This window comes from Pseudomonas oplopanacis (assembly GCF_057128725.1).
In genome coordinates this window covers 78,963-100,547 of sequence record NZ_JBSKHV010000011.1, presented here as the reverse complement: position 1 = coordinate 100,547, position 21,585 = coordinate 78,963, and the positions used below count along the sequence as shown (strand labels likewise).

The following is a 21,585-nucleotide window of genomic DNA, read 5'->3' as shown; positions in this document are numbered from 1 at the left end:
GTTACACCTTCAGAGGCGCCCTTGGGCGCGCGCGATTAACAGCAACTGCTTGAATCTTTATCAGTGCACATCTTTCCAGTATTCGCGCTTGAGCAGATAAGCGAACACGAAGAAGAACGCCAGGTACAGCAAGACGTAAGTACCAATGCGCTGATGTTGCAACTTAACCGGGTTAGCCGAGTAAGCCAGGAAGGTTACCAGATTCTTGACCTTCTCATCGAACTGCTCTTCGGTCAGGGCTCCGGTTTTCGGCACGATGGTCATTTGATCACAGGCTTCGTGAGTCAAAGGCGTACCAGTCAGCGGGTCATATTGCTTCTTGCCGTCTTCGACGATCTGAACCTGCTTGCAACCGATAACCTGACGGCCTTGCAGGCCCGCCAGGACATTAGGCATGCCGACGTTCGGGAAGACCTTGTTGTTCACGCCCCACGGACGCGACGGATCTTCGTAGAACGACTTCAGGTAGCCATAGAGCCAGTCAGTACCGCGAACACGAGCCACCAGCGTCAGGTCAGGCGGCGCCGCGCCGAACCAGGCCTTGGCGTCTGCCGGCTGCATGCCGATGCTCATGTGGTCGCCAATCTTGGCGCCAGTGAACACCAGGTTCGACAGCATCAGATCATGGGGAATACCCAGGTCATCGGCAACGCGCTCATAGCGCTGGAACTTGGCGCTGTGGCAGCCCATGCAATAGTTGGCAAAGGTACGTGCACCATCTTGCATGGCAGCCTTGTCGGAAACGTCGATGTCGACCTTTTCCAGCTCAGGACCACCGTGTTCAGCCGCGAAGGACAGGACAGGCAAAGCAGCAAAAATCAGCGCTAAAAATAACTTTTTCATCAGCCAGTCACCCTTTCCGGAACCGGTTTGGTCTTCTCGAGCCTGGTGTAGAACGGCATCAGAATGAAGTAGGCGAAGTACAGGAAGGTACATACCTGCGACAGCAACGTCCGCTCAGGAGTCGGGGCCAACACGCCCAGCACACCCAGAATCACGAACGAAATGCAGAACACCCACAGCCAGGCCTTGCTCAGCCAGCCTTTGTAGCGCATCGACTTGACGGGGCTACGGTCCAGCCACGGCAGGACGAACAGCATGGCAATCGACGCACCCATGGCGATAACACCCATGAGCTTGTCCGGGATGGCCCGCAAAATTGCGTAGAACGGAGTGAAGTACCAGACCGGAGCGATGTGCTCTGGGGTCTTGAAGGCGTTCGCCACTTCGAAGTTCGGCTTCTCGAGGAAGTAACCGCCCATTTCCGGGAAGAAGAACACGATCGAGCAGAAGATGAACAGGAACACCACCACGCCGACGATATCTTTCACGGTGTAGTACGGGTGGAAGGCAATGCCGTCCAGCGGTACGCCGTTTTCGTCCTTGTGTTTCTTGATGTCCACGCCGTCCGGGTTGTTCGAACCGACTTCGTGCAATGCCAGAACGTGCAGCACCACCAGACCGAGGATCACGATCGGCAACGCAACAACGTGCAGGGCGAAGAAGCGGTTCAGGGTAATACCGGAAATCAGGTAGTCACCACGGATCCACTGGGTCAGGTCGTTACCGATGACCGGGATCGCACCGAACAGCGAGATGATCACCTGGGCACCCCAGTAGGACATCTGGCCCCACGGCAGCAGGTAGCCCATGAAGGCTTCAGCCATCAGCGCCAGGTAGATCAGCATGCCAAAGACCCACACCAGCTCACGCGGCTTCTGGTACGAACCGTAGAGCAAGCCACGGAACATGTGCAGATAAACCACGATGAAGAACGCCGAAGCGCCGGTGGAGTGCAGCAGACGCAGGATCGAGCCGTACTCGACGTCGCGCATGATGTATTCGACGGAAGCAAATGCCTCTTCTGCCGACGGGGTGTAGCTCATGGTCAACCAGACACCTGTAACGATCTGGTTAACCAGAACGAGCAGCGCCAGGGAACCAAAGAAGTAGAAGAAGTTGAAGTTCTTCGGGGCGTAGTACTTGCTGAGATGGTCTTCCCACATTTTGGTCGCGGGAAAGCGCGCATCAACCCAATCCATGAACTTGCTCATCACGCTTTCTCCGTATCGACGCCAATGACAATGATGTCGTTGGTCTCATAGGAATGCGGGGGAACTGGCAGGTTCAAAGGCGCAGGTTGCGACTTGTAGACGCGGCCAGCCAGATCGTAGTGGGAACCGTGGCACGGGCAGAAATAGCCGCCCACCCAGTCCTTGCCCAGATCAGCAGGTGCCACTTCGGGACGGAAGGTCGGCGAGCAACCCAGGTGCGTGCAGATACCGATCAGCAGCAGAATTTCTGGCTTGATCGAACGCAGTTCCGGATCGACATACGTAGGTTGCGTGGAGTTCTTGGAATCCGGATCGGAGAGCTGGCCCTCGATCTTCTTCAGATTCCCCAGGATTTCCTCGGTACGGCGGACAATGAATACCGGCTGGCCGCGCCACTCAGCAATCATCTGCTGGCCTGGCTCGATTTTGCTGACATTCACTTTCACCGGTGCACCTGCGGCTTTCGCCTTGGCACTGGGAAACCATGACCCCACGAACGGGACCGCAGCCCCCACCGCTCCTGCAGCACCCACCACGGATGTGGCTGCTACCAAGAAGCGACGCCGGCCTGCATTCACGCCGTCATTGCTCATTCAGTCCTCTCCCATCAGCTTTTGTGGCCTGTTAAATCAGGCATCTACTAAGTAAATCTATGTACTTATAAAAATTTTGCCGAATGGTAATGAAAAGCCCCAATTCTGACAAGGTAATTACCCAAGGGCTCCACTGCCAAGCCTTGCAGTATAGGGGCTCTACGGCTGTGGCAAGTTGTCACAGCGCAATTCTTTGATAAATCGCACGCATAAAAAAACGCCCAGCTCCGTGAGGAGGCTGGGCGTTCTTTTTTGAACGTGAAAGCGAATTAACGCTTCGAGTACTGCGGACGCTTACGCGCTTTACGCAGACCGACTTTCTTACGTTCAACTTCACGAGCATCGCGAGTAACGAAGCCAGCTTTGCGCAGAGCGCCACGCAGGGTTTCGTCGTACTGCATCAGTGCGCGAGTGATACCGTGGCGGATTGCGCCAGCTTGACCACTTACACCACCGCCGATCACGGTGACGTAGATGTCGAACTTCTCGACAGTCTCAGTCAATTCCAGCGGCTGACGAACTACCATGCGGGCAGTTTCGCGGCCGAAGAAATTATCCAGCGAACGGTTGTTGATGGAGATGTTACCAGTACCCGGACGCAGGAAAACGCGTGCGGTTGCGGTCTTGCGACGGCCAGTGCCGTAATTTTGAGTCGCCGACATAATGAACTATTCCGTTAAAACTTCAGTTCTTGGGGCTGCTGAGCAGTATGAGGGTGTACAGCGCCCGCATAGACTTTCAGCTTACGATACATGTCGCGACCCAGCGGGTTCTTAGGCAGCATGCCTTTGACCGCGGTCTCGATCACGCGCTCAGGGGCTTTAGCGATCAGCTTTTCGAAGTTGATCGACTTGATGCCGCCCGGGAAACCGGAGTGGGAGTAGTAGATCTTGTCGGTGGTTTTAGCACCAGTCACACGAATCTGCTCGGCATTGATAACGACGATGTAGTCGCCGGTGTCAACGTGAGGAGTGTACTCAGCTTTATGCTTGCCACGCAGACGGCTCGCGATTTCGGTGGCCAGACGACCCAGGGTCTGACCTGCAGCGTCGACGACAAACCAGTCGTGCTGTACTGTTTCCGGTTTAGCAGTAAAAGTTTTCATTCTTTATAGCCTCAGGGGCCGCCCTGTAAATTAGACGGCGGATCTTACTGAATAGTGCGTACTTTGACAAGTCAAAGGCAGCCGGATACAGACGCTTTCGGGGGCTCGGGTCGGCGCGTCCGTTCAACGGCAAGATTCTTCGGCGGCGGCGCATCACTTCCACTGCAGAAAGAGGTGCGCAATTATGCAGATTGCGAAAAATAATTCAACCTGCTTTTATGATTGTTTTGCCCAAGGAGTACCTGATGGACTATCGCCAGCTAGGCAGAACCAATCTGAACGTGAGCGCCATCTGCCTCGGAACCATGACCTGGGGCGAGCAAAACAGCGAGGCTGAAGCCTTCGCGCAGATTGAACGGGCCAAAAGTGCCGGGATCAATTTCATCGACACCGCCGAAATGTACCCGGTGCCGCCCAAGGCCGAAACCTACGCCACCACCGAGCGTTACATCGGCAATTACTTCAAAAGTCGCGGCGATCGCGCCGACTGGATCCTCGCCAGCAAGATCGCCGGCCCCGGCAACACCATCGACTACATCCGCGACAAAAACCTGCGCCACAACCGCCAGCACATCACCGAAGCCGTGGATGCGAGCCTGAAACGCCTGCAAACCGACTACATCGACCTCTATCAACTGCACTGGCCGGAACGCAGCACCAATTTCTTCGGACAGCTGGGCTACAAGCACAAGAGCGAAGCCAACCTCACGCCGCTGGAAGACACCCTCGAAGCGCTGGACGAGCAGGTCAAGGCCGGCAAGATTCGCCACATCGGCCTGTCCAATGAAACCCCGTGGGGCACCATGCGCTTCCTCGCCCTGGCCGAAGCCCGTGGCTGGCCGCGCGCCGTGTCGATCCAGAACCCGTACAACCTGCTCAACCGCAGCTTCGAAGTCGGCCTGGCAGAAATTGCCATTCGCGAACAATGCGGCTTGCTCGCTTATTCGCCGCTGGCGTTCGGTTTCTTGTCGGGCAAGTACGAAGGTGGCGCCCGCCCACCAAAAGGCCGCCTGAGCCTCTACAGCCGCTTCAGCCGCTATTTCAACCCACAGTCTGAAGCAGCGTGCAGCCGCTATGTGGCACTGGCCCGTGAACACGGACTGGACCCGGCGCAGATGGCGCTGGCTTTTGTCACCCAGCAACCGTTCGTCACCAGCAACATCATTGGTGCGACGACGATGGAGCAGCTTGAAAGCAATTTAGCGAGCTTCGAACTGAAACTGTCGGATGAAGTGCTGGAGGGGATTGAGGCGATTCACAAGGATCACCCTAACCCGGCCCCTTGATTGATCCTTAAAACCAATCGCGGGCCAGCCACGCTCCCACAGGTTCAGTTATTCCTGTGGGAGCGTGGCTTGCCCGCGATGGCGTCAGTTCAGTCAATGCAGATCAAAGCGACCGAGCAATAATCTCCTTCATGATTTCGTTGGTGCCGGCATAGATCCGCTGCACCCGCGCATCCGCCCACGCCCGGGCAATCGGGTATTCCCACATAAAGCCGTAGCCGCCATGCAACTGCACGCACTCGTCGAGCACCTTGCATTGCAGGTCCGTGCCCCAATACTTGGCCATCGCCGCCGTCGGCACGTCCAGCTTGCCTTGCAGGTGCAACTCCAGACAGCGATCGACGAAGACCCGGCCGATCTGAATCTCGGTCGCCATCTCCGCCAGTTTGAAGCGCGTGTTCTGGAAATCGGCAATCGCCTTGCCGAACGCCTTGCGCTCGCGGGTGTAGTCCAGCGTCCATTGCAGCGCAGCTTCTGCCGACGCCAGCCCGCCGATAGCCACGGTGAGGCGCTCTTGCGGCAATTCCTGCATCAGGTAAGCAAAGCCCATCCCGGCTTGTCCCAGCAGGTTTTCCTTGGGTACCCGAACGTCCTGGAAGAACAGTTCCGACGTGTCCTGGGCCTTCATCCCGACCTTTTCCAGACGCTTGCCCTTGTCGAAACCGAGTGTATCGGCCTCGACCAGAAACAGACTGGTGCCCTTGGCGCCAGCCTTGGGATCGGTCTTGGCCACGACAATCACCAGGTCCGCCAGAAAGCCGTTGGTGATGAAGGTTTTCGAACCGTTGATGACGTACTCGTCGCCCTCCAGCACCGCCGTGGTTTTCACCCCTTGCAGGTCGGAACCGGCCCCCGGCTCGGTCATGGCGATCGCCGTAACCATCTCGCCGGACACCAGTTTCGGCAGGTACTTGTGCTTCAGCGCCTCACTGCCGTAATGCAGGATGTATGGCGCCACAATGTCCGAATGCAGGGAGAAACCGATCCCGGTCAGCCCCAGGCGCCCGACCTCTTCGATCACCACCGCGCTGTACAAAAAGTCTGCGCCCAATCCGCCGTATTCCTCCGGCAGATGCGAACACAACATCCCCGCCTCCCCTGCCTTGTTCCAGAGTTTGCGGTCGATATAGCCTTGTTTTTCCCACTGTGCGTGAAACGGAACAGCCTCTTTCTCGAGGAACGTTCGCACGCTATCGCGGAAAAGTTCGTGCTCGGAACTGAACAAGGTTCTGGGGATCATGCGGCACCTGTCGTTATTGTTAGAGGAATGGGCCCAGAGAGACTAAGCCTCACATCCGACACAGGACACTGGACACATCAGACAAAAAATAAGACGATCCAGCCGTTTGATGACCACTTTCCCTTATAAAAATAAAGTTGAATTATGTCTAAGCAAGTCTCCACGCCCCTGCGGCGCGTCAGCATCCTGGCGATCGACCGGGTTTTCGCTTCCACCCTCCTGCAAGCCAAAGATTTTTTCCATCTGGCCAGCCTGCGCTATGGAAAACAGCTGGGCCAGGGCCTGACGCCGGCGTTTGAAACCCGGCTGGTCAGCCCCGACGGCAAACCGGTGAACAGCTTCAGCGATGTGATCATCCCGGTAGACGGCGGCCTGGAAAACGCCGACATCATCATCCTCCCCGCCTTCTGGGACGACTTCGAGACGCTCTGCCAACGCTACCCACAGGTCCTGCCGTGGCTGCGCGAGCAACATGCCCGCGGTGCGGTGTTGTGTGGCGAGGCGACCGGGGTGTTCTGGCTCGCCGAGGCCGGCCTGCTCAATGGCAAGGAAGCGACCACGTACTGGCGCTTCTTCAACGCGTTCGCCGAGCGCTACCCGCAGGTTCAGCTGAATCAGGACAAGCACCTGACCGACGCCGACAACCTGTATTGCGCCGGCGGCACCACGTCGGCCTGCGACCTCTACATCTACCTGATCGAGCGCTTCTGCGGCGCCAACGTTTCGCAGGCCGTGGCGCGGGATATCCTCTACGAAGTCCAGCGCAGCTATTCCCCGGGACGGATAGGTTTTGGCGGCCAGAAGCTGCACCAGGACGTAATCATCCTGCAGATCCAGCACTGGCTCGAAGAGCACTTCGCCGATAAATTCCGCTTCGAAGACGTGGCCCGCGAGCACGGCATGAGCATCCGCAACTTCATGCGCCGCTTCCAGACCGCGACCGGCGACAAGCCGCTGCATTACCTGCAACGCCTGCGCATCGAAACCGCCAAGGGCCTGCTGTCCGGCAGCCGCAAGAGCATCAAGACCATCAGTTATGAGGTCGGTTACGACGATGCAAGCTTCTTTGCTCGGTTGTTCCGCCAGCACACTGAGTTGTCGCCGAACCAGTATCGACAGCAGTTTCAGCAGGCTGCCTAAACCTTAGATCCCATCACAATCCAATTGTGGGAGCGAGCCTGCTCGCGAAGTGGCCGGCACAGTCAACATTGATGTCGCCTGACACTCTGCCTTCGCGAGCAGGCTCGCTCCCACAGGGATTGTGGTGAGCCAAAAGAGGCGCATAAAAAAGGGCCTGCATTTGCAGGCCCTTTTTTTGTTTCCGAATCGTCCTACGGCTTATGCGCCCGGGACAGGAATTCGTGCGACTGCATCTCCAGCAGACGGCTGAGCGTGCGCTGGAACTCGAAGTTAAGGCGACCGCCGGTGTAGAGATCTTTGAGCTCGACTTCGGCAGAAATGATCAGCTTGACGTTACGGTCGTAGAACTCGTCGACCATGTTGATAAAGCGACGGGCGATGTCGTCGGTGGTGACGCTCATCTGCTCGACACCGCTGAGCAGCACGGCGTGGAAGATCTTGCCCAGTTCGATGTAATCGTTCTGGCTGCGCGGGCCGTCGCACAGTTCGCGGAAGTCGAACCAGGCCACGTCATCGCACGTACGTACCGCACGGACGGCGCGATTCTCAATCATCAGCACGTCGTTCTCGACCGCTGCCGTGCATTCCGGCGTCAGCGCACGGAAGCTCTTGCGCAAGCTTTCCTGAGCGGCTTCGTCCAGTGGGAAGTGGAACAGTTCCGCTTGCTCAAGGTGACGCAGACGGTAATCGACGCCACTGTCGACGTTGACGATGTCGGTGTTCTGCTTGATCAGCGCGATGGCTGGCAGGAAGCGCGCGCGTTGCAGGCCGTCCTTGTACAGGCCGTCCGGCACGATGTTCGAGGTCGCGACCAGGGTCACGCCGTTCTTGAACAGCTCTTCCATCAGCGTGCCGAGAATCATCGCGTCGGTGATGTCGGAGACGAAGAATTCATCGAAGCAGATTACACGCGACTCGTCGGAAAAACGCTTGGCGATGATGGTCAGCGGGTTCTTCTCGCCGCCGAGGGTCTTCATCTCTTCGTGCACACGCTTCATGAAGCGGTGGAAGTGAGTCCGGGTCTTTTCCTTGAACGGCAGCGCTTCGAAGAAGGTGTCGACCAGGTAAGTCTTGCCGCGACCCACGCCGCCCCAGAAGTACAGGCCCTTGACCGGCGCCTGCTCTTTCTTGCCAAACAGTTTGCCGAATAGGCCCGGCTTGCTCTGCGAGGCCGCGACCAGATCGTCGTACAGGCGCTGCAAATGGCGCACGGCAGTTTCCTGCGCGGCGTCATGGAAGAATTCCGGGCGCTTCAGATCAGCTTGATATCGTTCTAGGGGCGTCATAATTCGTTAGCAAGGCAACAAAAACGGGCCGTCACTGTAGCGACGGCCCGGGGGAATGGCAATCGGCCCTTGGTCGGGTCGAGCCGCTGATTTATTCCTGAACCGGCGTCAACGCAACGCGCAGGACGTCGATGGCGACGTCACGCGCGGCGCTGTCGGCGAATGCCGGGCTGTCTGCCACGCACTCGCCTTCCAGCCAGACGCTGAAGCTCAGGTCTTCGCTGCGCACGTCCAGAGGCTGGCCCGCTTGCAGTTGCTTGGTCACCTGGCCTGCGGTTTTGCCGTCGGCGAAGTTGCGCGACAACAGCAGTTGCTCGCCATCGGCCGCCAGCAAACGGAAGCGGAAACTGCCGTCGTCTTCGCGGAAGCTGACAAAACGTGCAGCTTTCGCGGCTTTTTTCTTGGTGGTGGCGGCGACTTGAGTCTGGGCCACGAAAGAACGCAGGCCGACCGCTTCACGCAATTCGTTGAGGAACGGCGTCGCTACTGCACGGGCCTTTTTGGCACCCACTTGCAGCATGTCTTCCAGGTCCGCCGGGCGTTCGATCAACTGGTGATAACGCTCGCGGGACTCGCCCAGTTCGCTGTCCAGCAATTGGAACAGACGATTCTTCGCCTCACCCCAACCCAGACCCTGCAACAGTTCGCTGCGGAATTCGTCGGCCTGAGCCGGCGTAGCAAACGCCTGGAACAAGGTAAACAAGTGCGAATTGTCCGGGTCCTTGGCTTCGCCCGGCGCGCGCGAATCGGTGACGATCCGCGAAATGGCGTCCTTCATCTCTTTGGCGCTGCTGAACAACGGAATGGTGTTGTCGTAGCTCTTCGACATCTTGCGACCGTCGAGGCCTGGCAGCGTGGCAACGCTTTCTTCGATCAGCGCTTCAGGCATGGTGAAGAATTCTTTGCCCTGACCAAACAGGTGGTTGAAGCGTTGGCCGATGTCGCGGGCCATTTCCACGTGCTGGATCTGGTCACGACCGACCGGCACCTTGTGCGCGTTGAACATCAGAATGTCCGCCGCCATCAGCACCGGGTAGCTGTACAAGCCCATGGTGATGCCGGCGTCCGGGTCTTCGCCGGTCTCGACGTTCTTGTCCACCGAAGCCTTGTAGGCATGGGCGCGGTTGAGCAGGCCCTTGGCGGCAACGCAGGTCAGCAGCCAGGTCAGCTCGGGGATTTCCGGGATGTCGGACTGGCGATAGAACGTCACGCGGTCCACATCCAGGCCACCGGCCAGCCAGGTCGCGGCGATTTCCAGACGCGAGCGCTGGATGCGCAGCGGGTCATCGCATTTGATCAGGGCGTGGTAGTCGGCCAGGAAGTAGAACGAATCGGCATTGCTGTCACGGCTGGCGACGATCGCCGGGCGGATGGCGCCGGCGTAGTTGCCCAGGTGCGGCGTGCCGGTGGTGGTGATGCCGGTGAGGATACGGGTACGAGTCGTCATGGGTAATCGCTTGTCAGACTGCAATCAATTCGAAAGACGCGGCAGGATCAGATCCTTGAGATCGGTCAGCTTGCCATGGAAAAAGTGTCCGCATTCTGCCACTTTCAGCAGCTCATGGGGACGCTCGAGTTTTTCGGACCAGTCGTAGACGGCTTGCGGGTCGATCACTTCGTCGGTTTCCGGTTGGATCAGGGTCAACTGGCCCTGATGCGGCAGTTGATCCTGATCGCCCAGCCGCATGACTGCCGGTGCGACCATGAACACATGTTTCAGCTGTTCACCGTTGGCTTCCAGGCGTCCACCGAGACTGGCGGCAACAAAACCGCCGAACGAGAAACCGAACAGGGTCAGTGGCAAATCTGGATGTTTGGCCCGCAGCCATTCGGCCGCGGCTTGAGCATCGTCGACTTCACCGGTGCCCATGTCGTGGGTGCCTTCGCTGGCACCGACGCCACGGTAGTTGAAACGCAAAGTAATCAAACCGGCGTCACGCGCAGTACGCTGTAAGGTCGAGACCACTTTGTTGAGCATGGTGCCGCCCTGCACCGGGTTCGGATGGCAGATCAGCGCAATGCCGCGCGGCTGCTCATTATCAAGATAAAGGGCTTCCAGTTGACCCACCGGGCCTTCAATCACTACAGGGGTTTCGCGCATAAGCAAGGAAGGAACTCCGTGACCTCGAATCGGGTCGACTCGTCTAGCAAATTGTCTGTGCCAATCTATTGCGAGTGAATCGCGGTATACAGCGCAGGTTCGAGCCGTTAACGTAAAGCAAAGCCGTTTATAGAGGAAGGACTCGTGGAACACTCGCTCTTAGTTTGGTTGTTACCGACTCTTGCCCTGGTTGTGGGTGTCGCCATTGGATTCCTGATCGCTCGCCTGGTGCCGAATGCCGCGCCGAGCAGCACGCAACGTCAGCTGGACGACATTCAGGAACGTTTCGACAGTTATCAGAATGAGGTGGTGACCCACTTCAACAGCACTGCCACCCTGGTCAAGAAGCTGACTCAGAGCTATCAGGAAGTGCAGGATCACCTCGCCGAGGGCGCCAACCGCCTGGCCCTGGACGAGCAGACTCGCCAACGCCTGCTGGCCTCGCTGCACGCCGATGCGGCAGTGGCCCCACGTGAACGCTTGACGCCGCCGCGCAACCAGGAGCCGCCTCGCGACTACGCACCCAAATCCCCGAACGCGCCGGGCATGCTCGATGAGCATTACGGCCTGAAGAAGTAATCAGGTTTCGCGCAGTATAAAAGCCCTCGGACGAGTGATTGTCCGGGGGCTTTTTTGTTGCTGTCGGTTTTGTGTCTGTTCTGGCCCCTTCGCGAGCAGGCTCGCTCCCACAGTTGATCGCGTTCCTCCTGTGGGAGCGAGCCTGCTCGCGAAGAGGTCAGAACGGCGGACACAAAAAAGCCCGCCCGATCTGTTGAGGATCGGGCGGGCTCTTTTTTTACGCCTGGGGTTCAGTCAGGTTGGTAAAGGTAAAACGGGTATTACTGAGGATACTGCTGACCCGGAATCGCTTTCAAGTTGACTTCAACGCGACGGTTCTGTGCCCGACCATTGGTATCACCGTTGCTGGCAATCGGGTTATCCGGGCCGGCACCGCGAGCCGAGAGGTTGGCACCGCTCACGCCTTGCGACGTCAGGTAAGTCGCCACGCTCTGCGCACGACGCTGGGACAGGTCCATGTTGTGCTGACGCGCACCGGTGCTGTCGGTGTAGCCGACGATTTCGATCTGGTTCTGGTTGAACTCCTTGAGCGAGCCCGCCAGATTGTTCAGCGGCTGATAGAAGCTTGGGGCGATGTTCGCCGAATCGGTGGCAAACGTGATGTTGCCTGGCATGATCAGCTTGATCTGGTCGCCCTGGCGCTGCACTTCAACCCCGGTGTTGGCCATGCTGGCGCGCAGTTTTTTCTCTTGCTGGTCGGCGTAGTAACCGTAACCGGCGGCGGAAGCACCCACCACCGCTGCGCCGATCAGCGCACCCTTGCCACGGTTATCGTGGTTGATTGCGGCACCGGCCAAAGCACCTGCCAAGGCACCGAGACCGCCGTATTTAGCGGTTTTGCTCATGCCTTCGGAGCCGGTATCAGCCTGCCCCTGCGGCTGGCCGTTGTAAGGGTTGGGCGAAGCACAGCCCGACAGCAAAGCCACTGCGGTAGCGACAATAATCAAAGGACGCATGGTGAACATTAAGAGCTCCTACTTTTTGCATTCTGTGGTGCAACGGACTTAAGCATTGGACCTTTGCGGGCGTTGGATCGTCGCGCCGGTCAAAAATTCCCTGTGTTACAAATCAGGCCCGCACGAACGGGTTCTCGCGCATTTCATCACCCAGACGCGTGTCCGGACCATGCCCGGTGACCACGGTCGCCTCTTCGTCGAGGGTATACAGCCGCTGCTTGATCGACCGCACGATGGTCGCCTGGTCGCCGCCCCACAAATCCGTGCGCCCTACCCCGCGCCGAAACAGCGTATCACCGGCGATCAACAGCTTAGCCTCTGAAAACCAGAAGCTCATGGAACCTGGCGTATGCCCCGGCGTGTGGATCGCCACACCGCAACCGCAGGCCAGTTCTTCGTCATCGGCCAGCCAACGATCCGGCGATGGCACCGGCGTGTAAGGCACACCGAACATCTGGCATTGCATCTCCAGGTTGTCCCAGAGGAACTGATCTTCCTTGTGCAGGTGCAAGGTCGCGCCGGTTTTCTCCTTCAACTGACCGGAGGCCAGGAAGTGATCAAGGTGCGCGTGGGTATGGATGATGCTGACCACCTTCAAGCCCAAGGCATCGAGGCGCGCCAGGATCAATTCATGATTGCCCCCCGGGTCAACGACGATCGCTTTTTTGCTGATCGGGTCACCGATGATGGTGCAGTTGCACTGCAACGGACCGACGGGGAAGGTTTCGCGAATGAGGCTCGGTTGTGGGGGCATCGGGTCATGCTCGGAAATCAGGGATAGGCAATTCTGTCACAAAACCGCAGCGGTCTTTTTGCAGGTCGGGTCAATCTTGCAAACACTATCCCAGCAGCCCGAATTCTTTCGCACGCGCCACCGCTTGTGTACGCCGCTCAACCCCGAGCTTGCTGTTGATGTGACTGGCGTGGGTCTTGACCGTGTGCAGCGAGATGAACAGTTGATCGCTGATTTGCTGGTTCGAACAACCTTGGGCAATCAGTCGCAGCACCGCCAGTTCACGGGCGCTCAGCTGTTCTGCGCCCGCACATGACTCCACGGCCGGGCGCACGGCCACGATCGGTAATTGTTCAGCAAGGTTCTGCGAAAAAGCAGTCTGGGGACAGAGTTGAAGTTGCCCGCGCAGCCACTCCGGATGTTCAGCGAGCAACCCGTCGAACGGTTGCACGACGCCGCCGGCGGCAGCTTCCAGCGCCTGAGCCAGCGCCTTGCGGGCCTCGGGCTCGCGTCCGCTGGTCAACAACAAGGTCACTTTTTGAGTCAGCGCCATTGCACAGAGCAATTGCCGTCCGGTTTGCTGTCCATGTTCAAGCAACGCATTCAACCGGCCCTCGGCGAGCATCGGTTGCCCTTGAATGACTTCCAGCAACGCCTGCTGTAATTCGATATGCAGCGGCAGCTGTGGATGAAACTCCGGCGGCGCTGCTGCGTGTTCGCCGTTGTAGGTCTGGCCCAGACGCGCCAGCCAGGCTTCGGCCAGGTCGGTGCGCCCCTGGGCCAGCCAGAGTTCGCATTTGACCAGAGTGATCATCGCCAGATAGTAAATCGGCGGCACGTCCCAGATGTGCATCAGCCGCTCGGCTTCGGCCAGCTCGGCGAAGGCTTTGGCGAACTCGCCGCTGTTGCCCTCAATCCGGGCGATCACGCAATGGCCGAGCAACACGCTGATATCGCGACAGGCCCGTGCTTCACTCAAACCGGCTTGCAAGCGTGCCCGCGCGACCTGCGGTTGCAGCTGCATGGCCAGCAGGAAACCCTCATACATGGTCAAGCGGGCGCGTACGGCATAAAGCCGTTGTGGGGATAGCCCTTGCAAGCGTTGCAGGCCCTGACGGACTTCTTGCAGCGAACGCAGGATTTCCCCGCGCGCTTGCAGCACACGGGCACGGTCGTAATGGGCCAATGCTTCAAACAACGGATTGCCGACCCGCTGCGCCAGTTCAAGCGACTCTCGGTTCAAATTGCGTGCACGCCACAAATCACCGTCGGCGATGGCCAGGTTGGACAAGGTCGACAAGCACATCAACCGTTGCCCGTAGCGTTTGGCCGGCAGGCTCTGCAGCGCTTCAGTGCAATAAAGAAGCGTCAGGTCGCGGTTGCCGCGCCCGCGAGCGATGATGCCGCTCAGGGCCAGCCACTGCGCCAGCATCGACTTCTGCGCGGTGGCCGAAGGGGCCGGCAGGAAGCGGCTCAAATGCGCTGCCAGTTCCTCGGCGGCGTCCAGTTGACAGGCCAGCCCCAACGCCCAGCTGTAGAGCACGATCAACCTTGGGGTGCTGATCAGCAAACTGTCGGGCAGGTCCATTTTCCAGCGCAGCAACATACCGACGTTCTGTTCGGCGAGCAGTTGTTCTTCGGAGAGGTTTTGCACCAGGTTGGCCGCAACGTCCAGATGCCCTGCACGCAACGCCTGTTCCACCGCCTCATCGAGCAGCCCCTGTGCATTGAACCAGCGACATGCGCGCAAATGCAGGCTGGCCGCAGGCACTATCGTCTGCGCGGTGGGACGGGTGCGCAGCAGGTCGGAAAACAGATGGTGATAGCGATACCAGTGGCCGTGCTCGTCCAGCGGCACCAGGAACACTTGATGTGCCTGGAGGAAACGCAGGATTTCGGCACTGTCATGAGCTTCGCGAACCGCGTCGCAAAGTTCGCTGCAAAAACGTTCCTGAGGTGCCGTGTCGTAAAGGAACTGCTGTACTTCAGCCGGTAGGCAATCGATGACTTCTTCAAGCAGGTAATCACGAATCAGCCCTTCCCCACCGTGCAGCGACTGCGGCAATGCCCCGTCAGTGCCCGCCTCGGAGGCCGCCAGCAACCAGAATCGCAGCCCCGCGACCCAGCCTTCACTGCGTTGAATCAGGCTTTCCAGTGCCTCGCCACGCAATGAACTGCTGTGGCGATCAAGCAACGTGAGGGCTTCATCGTGGGTCAGTCGCAGGTCCTGCTCATGCAGTTCGAGCAGTTGGCGCGACAGGCGCAACCGGGCGAGGTGCCAGTCCGGGCGCTGCCGACTGGTGACCATGACCAGCAAGCCATCGGGCAAATGATTGAGGAAAAACTGCAGGCAACGATCGAGCACCGGGCCTTGCGCAAGATGGTAATCATCGAGCACCAGCAGCAAAGGCGTACTCGTCGACAGGTGAACGGCCAACTCGTCCAGCAACCCGTCCAGCCATTCTTCAAAAGCGAACGGCTGATGGCGCTGGCGCATTTTCAGTAGCCCCAGCGCCTGGCTGCCCAGTGTAGGAAAGTAATCCTGGAGCCCCTCGAGCAACCGCTCAAGGAACCGCCCCGGGTCGCTGTCTCGAGGACTCAACCCCAGCCAGAGGCTTTGCCAATGAGGCGGCAAGCCCTGACAGAACTCCACCGCCAATGAACTCTTGCCGAACCCGGCGGGTGCGCTGACCAGCAACAGCCTGCCACCGAGACCGGCACTCAGGCGCTCGCATAAACGAGGACGCAGCACATGGCCGTCGGGCAACGGGGGCCGAAAAAAGCGCCCGTCCAATGCGGCGATGGAAACGCTTGCGGGGCCCGGGGGTGGGGACAGATCAGTCATGGCCGGCTCTTGTTTGAATTGCGGATGGCGGCGTTGCAGATGTCCGCAGACTAGCGGTAAACGGATAGGGAATGAAGGTTATTGCTACAAATGGCTACAAAAAGTCTACAAGCAGAAGCGGCCGGGTCCGCGATACAGTTTTCCCTGGAGACCGGGTTGCCCCGTTCGCGAGCAGGCTCGCTCCCACATTCCACCGCATTCTTTCTGAAAGCACTGGGTTAAATGTGGGAGCGAGCCTGCTCGCGAACGGGGCCATAAAAGGCACCGAGTATTCATTGACCAAATGCCAGACAAAAAAACGCCCCGAACCAGTCGGGGCGTTTTCGAGGATGCGGCCTCTGCTCAGTACAGGTTAACGAACCCCGTCCTGACGCAGTGCTGCCGGTGTGAAGTCACTGGTGGTGGCGGTGAAGCCGAAGTCATACGCCTGCTTCTCTTCGTTCTTCATACCCAGCGCCAGGTAACGGCCCGATTGCAGGTCGTACAAGGTTTCCAGGGTGTACCACGGCACTTGCACGTTGTAGTACTGCTGGGAGTGAGCTTCCGCCACACGCCACAGCTGGTTACGACCGTCGTAGTGATCGATCACGGCGGCTTGCCAGGTGTCTTCGTCGATGTAGAAGTCACGTTTGGCGTAGATGTGACGCTGACCTTCCTTCAGGGTAGCCACGATGTGCCAGACACGGCGCAGCTCGTAACGGGTCAGGTCCTGGTTGATGTGACCAGCCTTGATGATGTCGGCGTACTTGAGGTTCGGCGAGTCGAGCTTGTAGCTGTCGGAGGCGATGTACATCTCTTTCTTGCCTTCGAGCTTCCAGTCGTAGCGATCCGGTGCACCGTTGAACATGTCCAGGTTGTCGGAGGTACGCAGGCCATCCGCCGCGGTACCTGGCCCGTCATAGGACACTTGTGGTGCACGACGCACACGACGCTGACCGGCGTTGTAGACCCACGCCGAACGCGGCTCCTTCACTTGGTCGAGGGTTTCGTGCACCAGCAGTACGCCACCGGCCAGACGTGCCGGCGCGGTCACTTTCTGCTTGAAGTAGAACAGGATGTTGCCCGGGTTTTTCGGGTCGTAGTCCTTCATCTTGTCGCGGAACACGAACTGGTCCTGGAAGTACACCAGGCTGAACGAGCCATTCGGCTGTGGCGTGGCCTGGGTCACCAGGCGGGTCACGCTACCACCGCGATAGCGGGTGATGTGGTTCCAGATGACTTCAACGCCGCTTTTCGGAATCGGGAACGGTACGGCAGTTTCGAAGTTTTCCAGGCCGTTGCCGCCGGACACGAGGGTCGTCGTGGTGGCGTTTTTCTTGATGGCGGCGAACACGTCATCCGGCACGGTGGAACCGCGATGGGACGGGTAAACCGGCATCTTGAAGGTTTCCGGGTAGCGCTTGAACATCGCGTACTGGCCCGGGGCAAGTTTCTCTTTGTACTGGTCGACGTTCTGCGCGGTGATAGTGAACAGCGGCTTTTCACTGGCAAACGGGTCAGACAGGAAACCCTTGCTGTCGACCGTGCCGGCGTTTTTCGGCATGGGTTTCCAGGCCGGAATCGAACCGTCGGCGTTGCCCGCCATCTCGGCACCCATCGGCGTCAGGCTCTTGCCCAGTTTGTCGGCTTCGGCCGCAGGGACCGCCGCCATCACGCTGGTCGCCAGCAGCGAAAGCCCCAGAACACCGGCGTGGAACAGACTTTTTGTTATTTTCATATGTGTGTTCGTCCTGAATAAACAGTGCTTAGAAGTTCACGCCGACGCTGAGCGCAACAAAGTCGCGGTCATCTACGGTGGTGTACTTGCCGTCGAAGAAGTTGGTGTAGGCCAGGCTCGCGGTGTAGGTGTTCTGGTATTCGGCATCGACGCCCAGGCTCACTGCTTTACGACCTTCCTCGAAGTTGCCGCCAGGGCCTGGCGAGTAACCGTTCACGTCGTGGGACCAGGCCACGTTCGGCTTGAGGTTCACGCCGGCGAACACGTCGTTGTATTCCCAGATTGCACGACCGCGGTAGCCCCACGAAGTCGCCGTAGTGAAGCCGTCGTTGTCGCAGTTGCGGCTGCGGTTGTTGGTGGCAGCGCCTGGACCGGCCCCGTTGATGGTGCTGGTGTTGAGTGCAACACAAGTGTCCGTGGCGCCAGAGGCAGGCAGACTGCCCGGACCGTAGACCGGGTCGCGGCCATAACGAACGTCGGAGGTACTTTCCAGGCCACCGACATGGGTCACGCCCACTTCACCGACCAGTGTAAGGCGGCTGGCGCCCATGACTTGATCGAAGAAGTGCGTCAGGGTGGTCTGGAACTGGGTGACCTCTTTACGACGATAACCGTTCAGGTCAGTGCCCGGTGCGGCGGACAGCAACGAAGCGTTGGTCAGCGGATTGTTCGCATTGCCATTGCCCAAAGGACGAATGCCGGCGAACAGAATGTCGGTGGAGTTCAACTGCACCGGTGCGTTCGGACGGTAGCTGATCTCACCGCTCCACGCCGTACCGGTAGGCAGGGTGGTGGAGAAGCTCAAGCCGTAGAGGCGAATGTCTTCAGGGTATTCGATGAAGTATTTCGAGTTACCCGCGACCAGCAACGGCCCCAGCGCCTGGAACGGGCCTGGCAATGCCGCCACGCCGTTGTAGACCGACTGTGGCGCACCCGTGGCGCTGAAAATTGGCGCACGGCTGTGGTAGTTCATGAAGTAGGCACCGAACTCGGTGTCCAGCGGGTCGAACATGTACTTGAAGGACGCGCCCCATTGGCCGCTGTCGCGTGCATCACGATCGCCGCCACGCTGGACCAGAACACCTTCTTCGTTGACGTTCACGCCATTGGCTGCCAACGGGCCCAGCGCAATGGCTGGAATCGTCGAGCGCTTGTTCAGCACGCGCAGGTTGTTGTCGCAACCGTCGGCGACGATGTCTGGCTGAGAGAAGAACGTGCCGCAGTTATCGACAACGGTCTGGTCCCATTCCAGCTGGTAGAACGCTTCGGCCGAGAGGTTTTCGGTCAGGCTCTGGGACACGTAGAACATGTTGACCGGGATCAGGCCTTCCTTGATCTCGGCACCCGGACGACGGAACGCGGACACGTCAATCGGGTTGATCGAGTTGATGCCGCCGCCGATGAAGGTACTTTCACCCCAGCTCACGACCTGCTTGCCCAGACGCACGGAGCCCGGCTGATCGGCAATGGCGTAGTTATGGTAGACGAAGGCGTCGAGGATTTGCCCGCCGGAGGACTTGGCGCCCTCTTTGCGACCGTCGTTTTCGACGTTCTTGTATTCCAGATTGGTATCTTGCAGTGCGAAGTCGTACCAGTATTTGCCCCGGACAAACACGCCGGTATCGCCGTATTTCAATTCAAGGTCATGGATGCCCTTGAAGATCTTCGAGAACGCTTGCCCGCTCTTGAAGTTCAAGTGACCGTCATCGGAGGTCTGGGACAGGCCATGCCCGCCGTTGTTGACGCCGATCAGGTTCTTGTTCGGCTGTTGGGTCGAGACACTCATACCCAGGGACAGCGACGAGTCGAACTGACCTTCGATTTCACCAACGTTGAAACTGACGCCGAATGCAGGCCCGGCGAGCGAAGAGGCGAGACTGACCGCCAGGGGCAATTTCGCCCGGCGCCAGAACTTGTTTACTGATGTCATCGACGCTACTCCATGTGCATTATTGTTATGGCAGTGAGTACTTCTAAAAACGTTGTGGGTGACGGGGAGCCAAGGCGTCCCGAAGTCACTCCAAAATTGCATCGCCCCGTTTTGTGCGTTTGCTCCGTTCTTAAAAATCCTTGAGCGGACTATAGCCAGCAGGTAGTAGAGCTTGATCCCTCTAAAGTGTGATTTGCAGCTGCCGGCCACTCTGGAACAGTCCTTTCGCCAGTCCGACACATGTCGGCACGGCAAGGATGGCTGAAAATTCGGATTACACAAGCCAAGCGCTTGCTTGGTGGGGCTGGCGTGCCCTTTCGGGCACACCAGAGGACGCTTAAAGCGTCGAGAGGAACGCGCTGTTGTTGGCCTGCCATTCAGTGATGTCGAGGCGGATACGCTTCTTGTCGAGCTTGCCGACACTGGTCTTGGGAATTTCAGTAACAAGGGCAATCTGGCTAGGAATTGCCCACTTGCTCAGGTGCCCCAATTCCACGAATGGCTTGAGGTGTTCCTTGAGTTCCCGGGCCCCGATCTCATGCCCTTCGCGAAGCACCAGCAGGGCGAACGGGCGCTCGCCCCACTGCGGATCGGCGATGCCCACCACTGCTACTTCGCGTACCGCCACGTGGCGACTGATCAAGTCTTCGAGGTCCAGGGACGAGATCCACTCGCCACCGGTCTTGATCACGTCCTTGATGCGGTCACGGATGTCGATTACGCCCATGGCGTCCAGCGTCGCCACGTCGCCGGTATGCAGCCAGCCTCCGGACCAGAGCTCGGCGCCCTTCTGGGGTTCGTTGAAATAGCCTTCGGTAAGCCATGGCGCACGCAGCACGAGCTCGCCCTGGGTCTCACCATCGGCGGGCAGGAAATTGCCGTCTGTGTCGACGATCGCCGCCTCCACCAAGGGCCCCGGCACGCCGGCCTTGATGCGATAGGTGGTGCGTTCGTCTTCGCTGCCGGCCATTAATTCATCATTGAGGTGAGCACACGACACCAGCGGCCCGGTTTCCGACATGCCGTAAGCCGCCGTCAACTGGATGCCCTTGGCCTTGGCCGCTTCGTACAGCGTGCGGTTCAGCGCACTGCCGCCGATGACGATTTTCCAGCCGCCGAAATCCGTGCCTTGCGCCGCTTTGGCGTTGAGGATCATTTGCAAAATGGTCGGTACGCAGTGGGAAAAGGTGACCTTCTCCTTGCGCCACAGCTCCACCAGGTATTCCGGGTCATAACGGCCGGGATACACCTGCTTGAGCCCGAGCATGGTCGCCACATACGGCAACCCCCAGGCATGCACATGGAACATCGGGGTGATCGGCATGTACACGTCACTGGTCCCCAACAGGCGCACGCTGTCGATGGAACCCATGATGGTCGACACGCCCATGGTGTGCAGGACCAGTTGCCGGTGGGTGAAATACACACCCTTTGGATTACCGGTGGTACCGGTGGTGTAGAACGTGGTCGCGACGGAGTTTTCGTCGAAGTCCTGGAAGTCGTATTGCGCACTGGCTGCCGCCAGCAGCTGCTCGTACTCGCCGATCAGGTTCGGCAGGTCGGCGGTTTTTTCCGGCAGGTCGGTCAGCAGCAGGGTTTTCTCGACCGTGGTCAGGTGCCCGGCAATTGCCTGGTAAAGCCCCACGAACTCGCTGTTGACCAGCACAAAGCGGTCCTCGGCGTGGTTCATGGTGTAGAGGATCTGCTCCGGCGACAGGCGCACGTTGATGGTGTGAATCACCGCGCCGATCATCGGAATGGCGAACATGCATTCCAGGTAGCGATGGCTGTCCCAGTCCATCACCGCCACGGTATCCCCGGCCTTGACCCCGGCGGCCGTCAGCACATTGGCCAGCCGCGCGACCCGTTCAATCAGGGTCGGATAGCTGTAGCGCAACTGGTCGCGGTAAATGATCTCGCGGGTTTTCTCATAACGAGCGCCGGACATCAGCAGTCGCTTGATCAGCAGCGGATACTGGTAAGCGCCTTCGGCTGGGGGGATAACGCGAGTCTGCAACAT

18 protein-coding genes are annotated in these 21,585 nt (G+C 58.9%); 3 read left to right on the top strand and 15 right to left on the bottom strand.

Annotated elements, in window-relative coordinates:
* Positions 1-60 precede the first annotated feature (60 nt).
* The 5 genes from ACWKV5_RS21025 to rplM all read right to left on the bottom strand — a co-directional run bounded on the left by ACWKV5_RS21025 (position 61) and on the right by rplM (position 3,752).
* The gene (locus ACWKV5_RS21025; RefSeq protein WP_483842839.1) at positions 61-843 is read right to left on the bottom strand and encodes a cytochrome c1; all 783 of its coding nucleotides are present in this window, start codon (positions 841-843) and stop codon (positions 61-63) included.
* The gene (locus tag ACWKV5_RS21020) at positions 843-2,054 is read right to left on the bottom strand and encodes a cytochrome b (protein ID WP_483842838.1); all 1,212 of its coding nucleotides are present in this window, start codon (positions 2,052-2,054) and stop codon (positions 843-845) included. Before ACWKV5_RS21020 ends, ACWKV5_RS21025 begins: the two co-directional genes overlap by 1 nt.
* Positions 2,054-2,647: a ubiquinol-cytochrome c reductase iron-sulfur subunit gene (petA, locus tag ACWKV5_RS21015; RefSeq protein WP_046026711.1), complete on the bottom strand. Its 594-nt coding sequence runs from the start codon at positions 2,645-2,647 to the stop codon at positions 2,054-2,056. The genes ACWKV5_RS21020 and petA overlap by 1 nt, the downstream gene beginning before the upstream one ends.
* Positions 2,648-2,916: 269 nt before the next feature.
* A complete protein-coding gene (rpsI, locus tag ACWKV5_RS21010) occupies positions 2,917-3,309 on the bottom strand; it encodes a 30S ribosomal protein S9 (RefSeq protein ID WP_002555064.1) in 393 nt (130 codons plus the stop codon).
* A 14-nt stretch (positions 3,310-3,323) separates the two neighbouring features.
* Positions 3,324-3,752 (bottom strand): 50S ribosomal protein L13, encoded by a 429-nt coding sequence (rplM, locus tag ACWKV5_RS21005; RefSeq protein WP_046048262.1) that lies wholly within the window; start codon positions 3,750-3,752, stop codon positions 3,324-3,326.
* A 245-nt stretch (positions 3,753-3,997) separates the two neighbouring features.
* Between rplM and ACWKV5_RS21000 the strand changes: the two genes are divergently transcribed.
* Positions 3,998-5,038, top strand: coding sequence for an NADP(H)-dependent aldo-keto reductase (locus tag ACWKV5_RS21000; RefSeq protein ID WP_140668506.1), 1,041 nt, complete (start codon positions 3,998-4,000; stop codon positions 5,036-5,038).
* Between the two features lie 103 nt (positions 5,039-5,141).
* Here the strand turns inward: ACWKV5_RS21000 and ACWKV5_RS20995 are convergent, their stop codons facing one another.
* Entirely contained in the window at positions 5,142-6,278 is a 1,137-nt protein-coding gene (locus tag ACWKV5_RS20995) for an acyl-CoA dehydrogenase family protein (protein WP_483842837.1), read from the bottom strand.
* 243 nt (positions 6,279-6,521) lie between these two features.
* Between ACWKV5_RS20995 and ACWKV5_RS20990 the strand changes: the two genes are divergently transcribed.
* A complete protein-coding gene (locus tag ACWKV5_RS20990; protein ID WP_483842922.1) occupies positions 6,522-7,418 on the top strand; it encodes a GlxA family transcriptional regulator in 897 nt (298 codons plus the stop codon).
* Between the two features lie 191 nt (positions 7,419-7,609).
* On the opposite strand, the gene zapE is transcribed toward ACWKV5_RS20990, so the two are convergent.
* The 3 genes from zapE to ACWKV5_RS20975 all read right to left on the bottom strand — a co-directional run bounded on the left by zapE (position 7,610) and on the right by ACWKV5_RS20975 (position 10,805).
* Positions 7,610-8,704: a cell division protein ZapE gene (gene zapE / locus ACWKV5_RS20985; protein ID WP_483842836.1), complete on the bottom strand. Its 1,095-nt coding sequence runs from the start codon at positions 8,702-8,704 to the stop codon at positions 7,610-7,612.
* A gap of 91 nt (positions 8,705-8,795) precedes the next feature.
* A complete protein-coding gene (locus ACWKV5_RS20980; protein WP_483842835.1) occupies positions 8,796-10,151 on the bottom strand; it encodes a tryptophan--tRNA ligase in 1,356 nt (451 codons plus the stop codon).
* Positions 10,152-10,175: 24 nt separating this feature from the next.
* The gene (locus tag ACWKV5_RS20975; protein ID WP_483842834.1) at positions 10,176-10,805 is read right to left on the bottom strand and encodes an alpha/beta hydrolase; all 630 of its coding nucleotides are present in this window, start codon (positions 10,803-10,805) and stop codon (positions 10,176-10,178) included.
* Between the two features lie 144 nt (positions 10,806-10,949).
* Between ACWKV5_RS20975 and ACWKV5_RS20970 the strand changes: the two genes are divergently transcribed.
* Positions 10,950-11,384: a Z-ring associated ZapG family protein gene (locus ACWKV5_RS20970; RefSeq protein ID WP_123435090.1), complete on the top strand. Its 435-nt coding sequence runs from the start codon at positions 10,950-10,952 to the stop codon at positions 11,382-11,384.
* 260 nt (positions 11,385-11,644) lie between these two features.
* On the opposite strand, the gene ACWKV5_RS20965 is transcribed toward ACWKV5_RS20970, so the two are convergent.
* The 6 genes from ACWKV5_RS20965 to ACWKV5_RS20940 all read right to left on the bottom strand — a co-directional run bounded on the left by ACWKV5_RS20965 (position 11,645) and on the right by ACWKV5_RS20940 (position 21,585).
* The gene (locus ACWKV5_RS20965) at positions 11,645-12,349 is read right to left on the bottom strand and encodes a YiaD family glycine zipper/OmpA-like lipoprotein (RefSeq protein ID WP_483842833.1); all 705 of its coding nucleotides are present in this window, start codon (positions 12,347-12,349) and stop codon (positions 11,645-11,647) included.
* Between the two features lie 103 nt (positions 12,350-12,452).
* Positions 12,453-13,094, bottom strand: coding sequence for an MBL fold metallo-hydrolase (locus ACWKV5_RS20960; protein WP_483842832.1), 642 nt, complete (start codon positions 13,092-13,094; stop codon positions 12,453-12,455).
* A gap of 85 nt (positions 13,095-13,179) precedes the next feature.
* A complete protein-coding gene (locus ACWKV5_RS20955; RefSeq protein ID WP_483842831.1) occupies positions 13,180-15,918 on the bottom strand; it encodes a winged helix-turn-helix domain-containing protein in 2,739 nt (912 codons plus the stop codon).
* Between the two features lie 352 nt (positions 15,919-16,270).
* A complete protein-coding gene (locus ACWKV5_RS20950; protein ID WP_483842830.1) occupies positions 16,271-17,635 on the bottom strand; it encodes a DUF1329 domain-containing protein in 1,365 nt (454 codons plus the stop codon).
* A gap of 28 nt (positions 17,636-17,663) precedes the next feature.
* The gene (locus tag ACWKV5_RS20945; RefSeq protein WP_483842829.1) at positions 17,664-19,565 is read right to left on the bottom strand and encodes a DUF1302 domain-containing protein; all 1,902 of its coding nucleotides are present in this window, start codon (positions 19,563-19,565) and stop codon (positions 17,664-17,666) included.
* Between the two features lie 337 nt (positions 19,566-19,902).
* Entirely contained in the window at positions 19,903-21,585 is a 1,683-nt protein-coding gene (locus ACWKV5_RS20940) for a fatty acid--CoA ligase (protein WP_483842828.1), read from the bottom strand.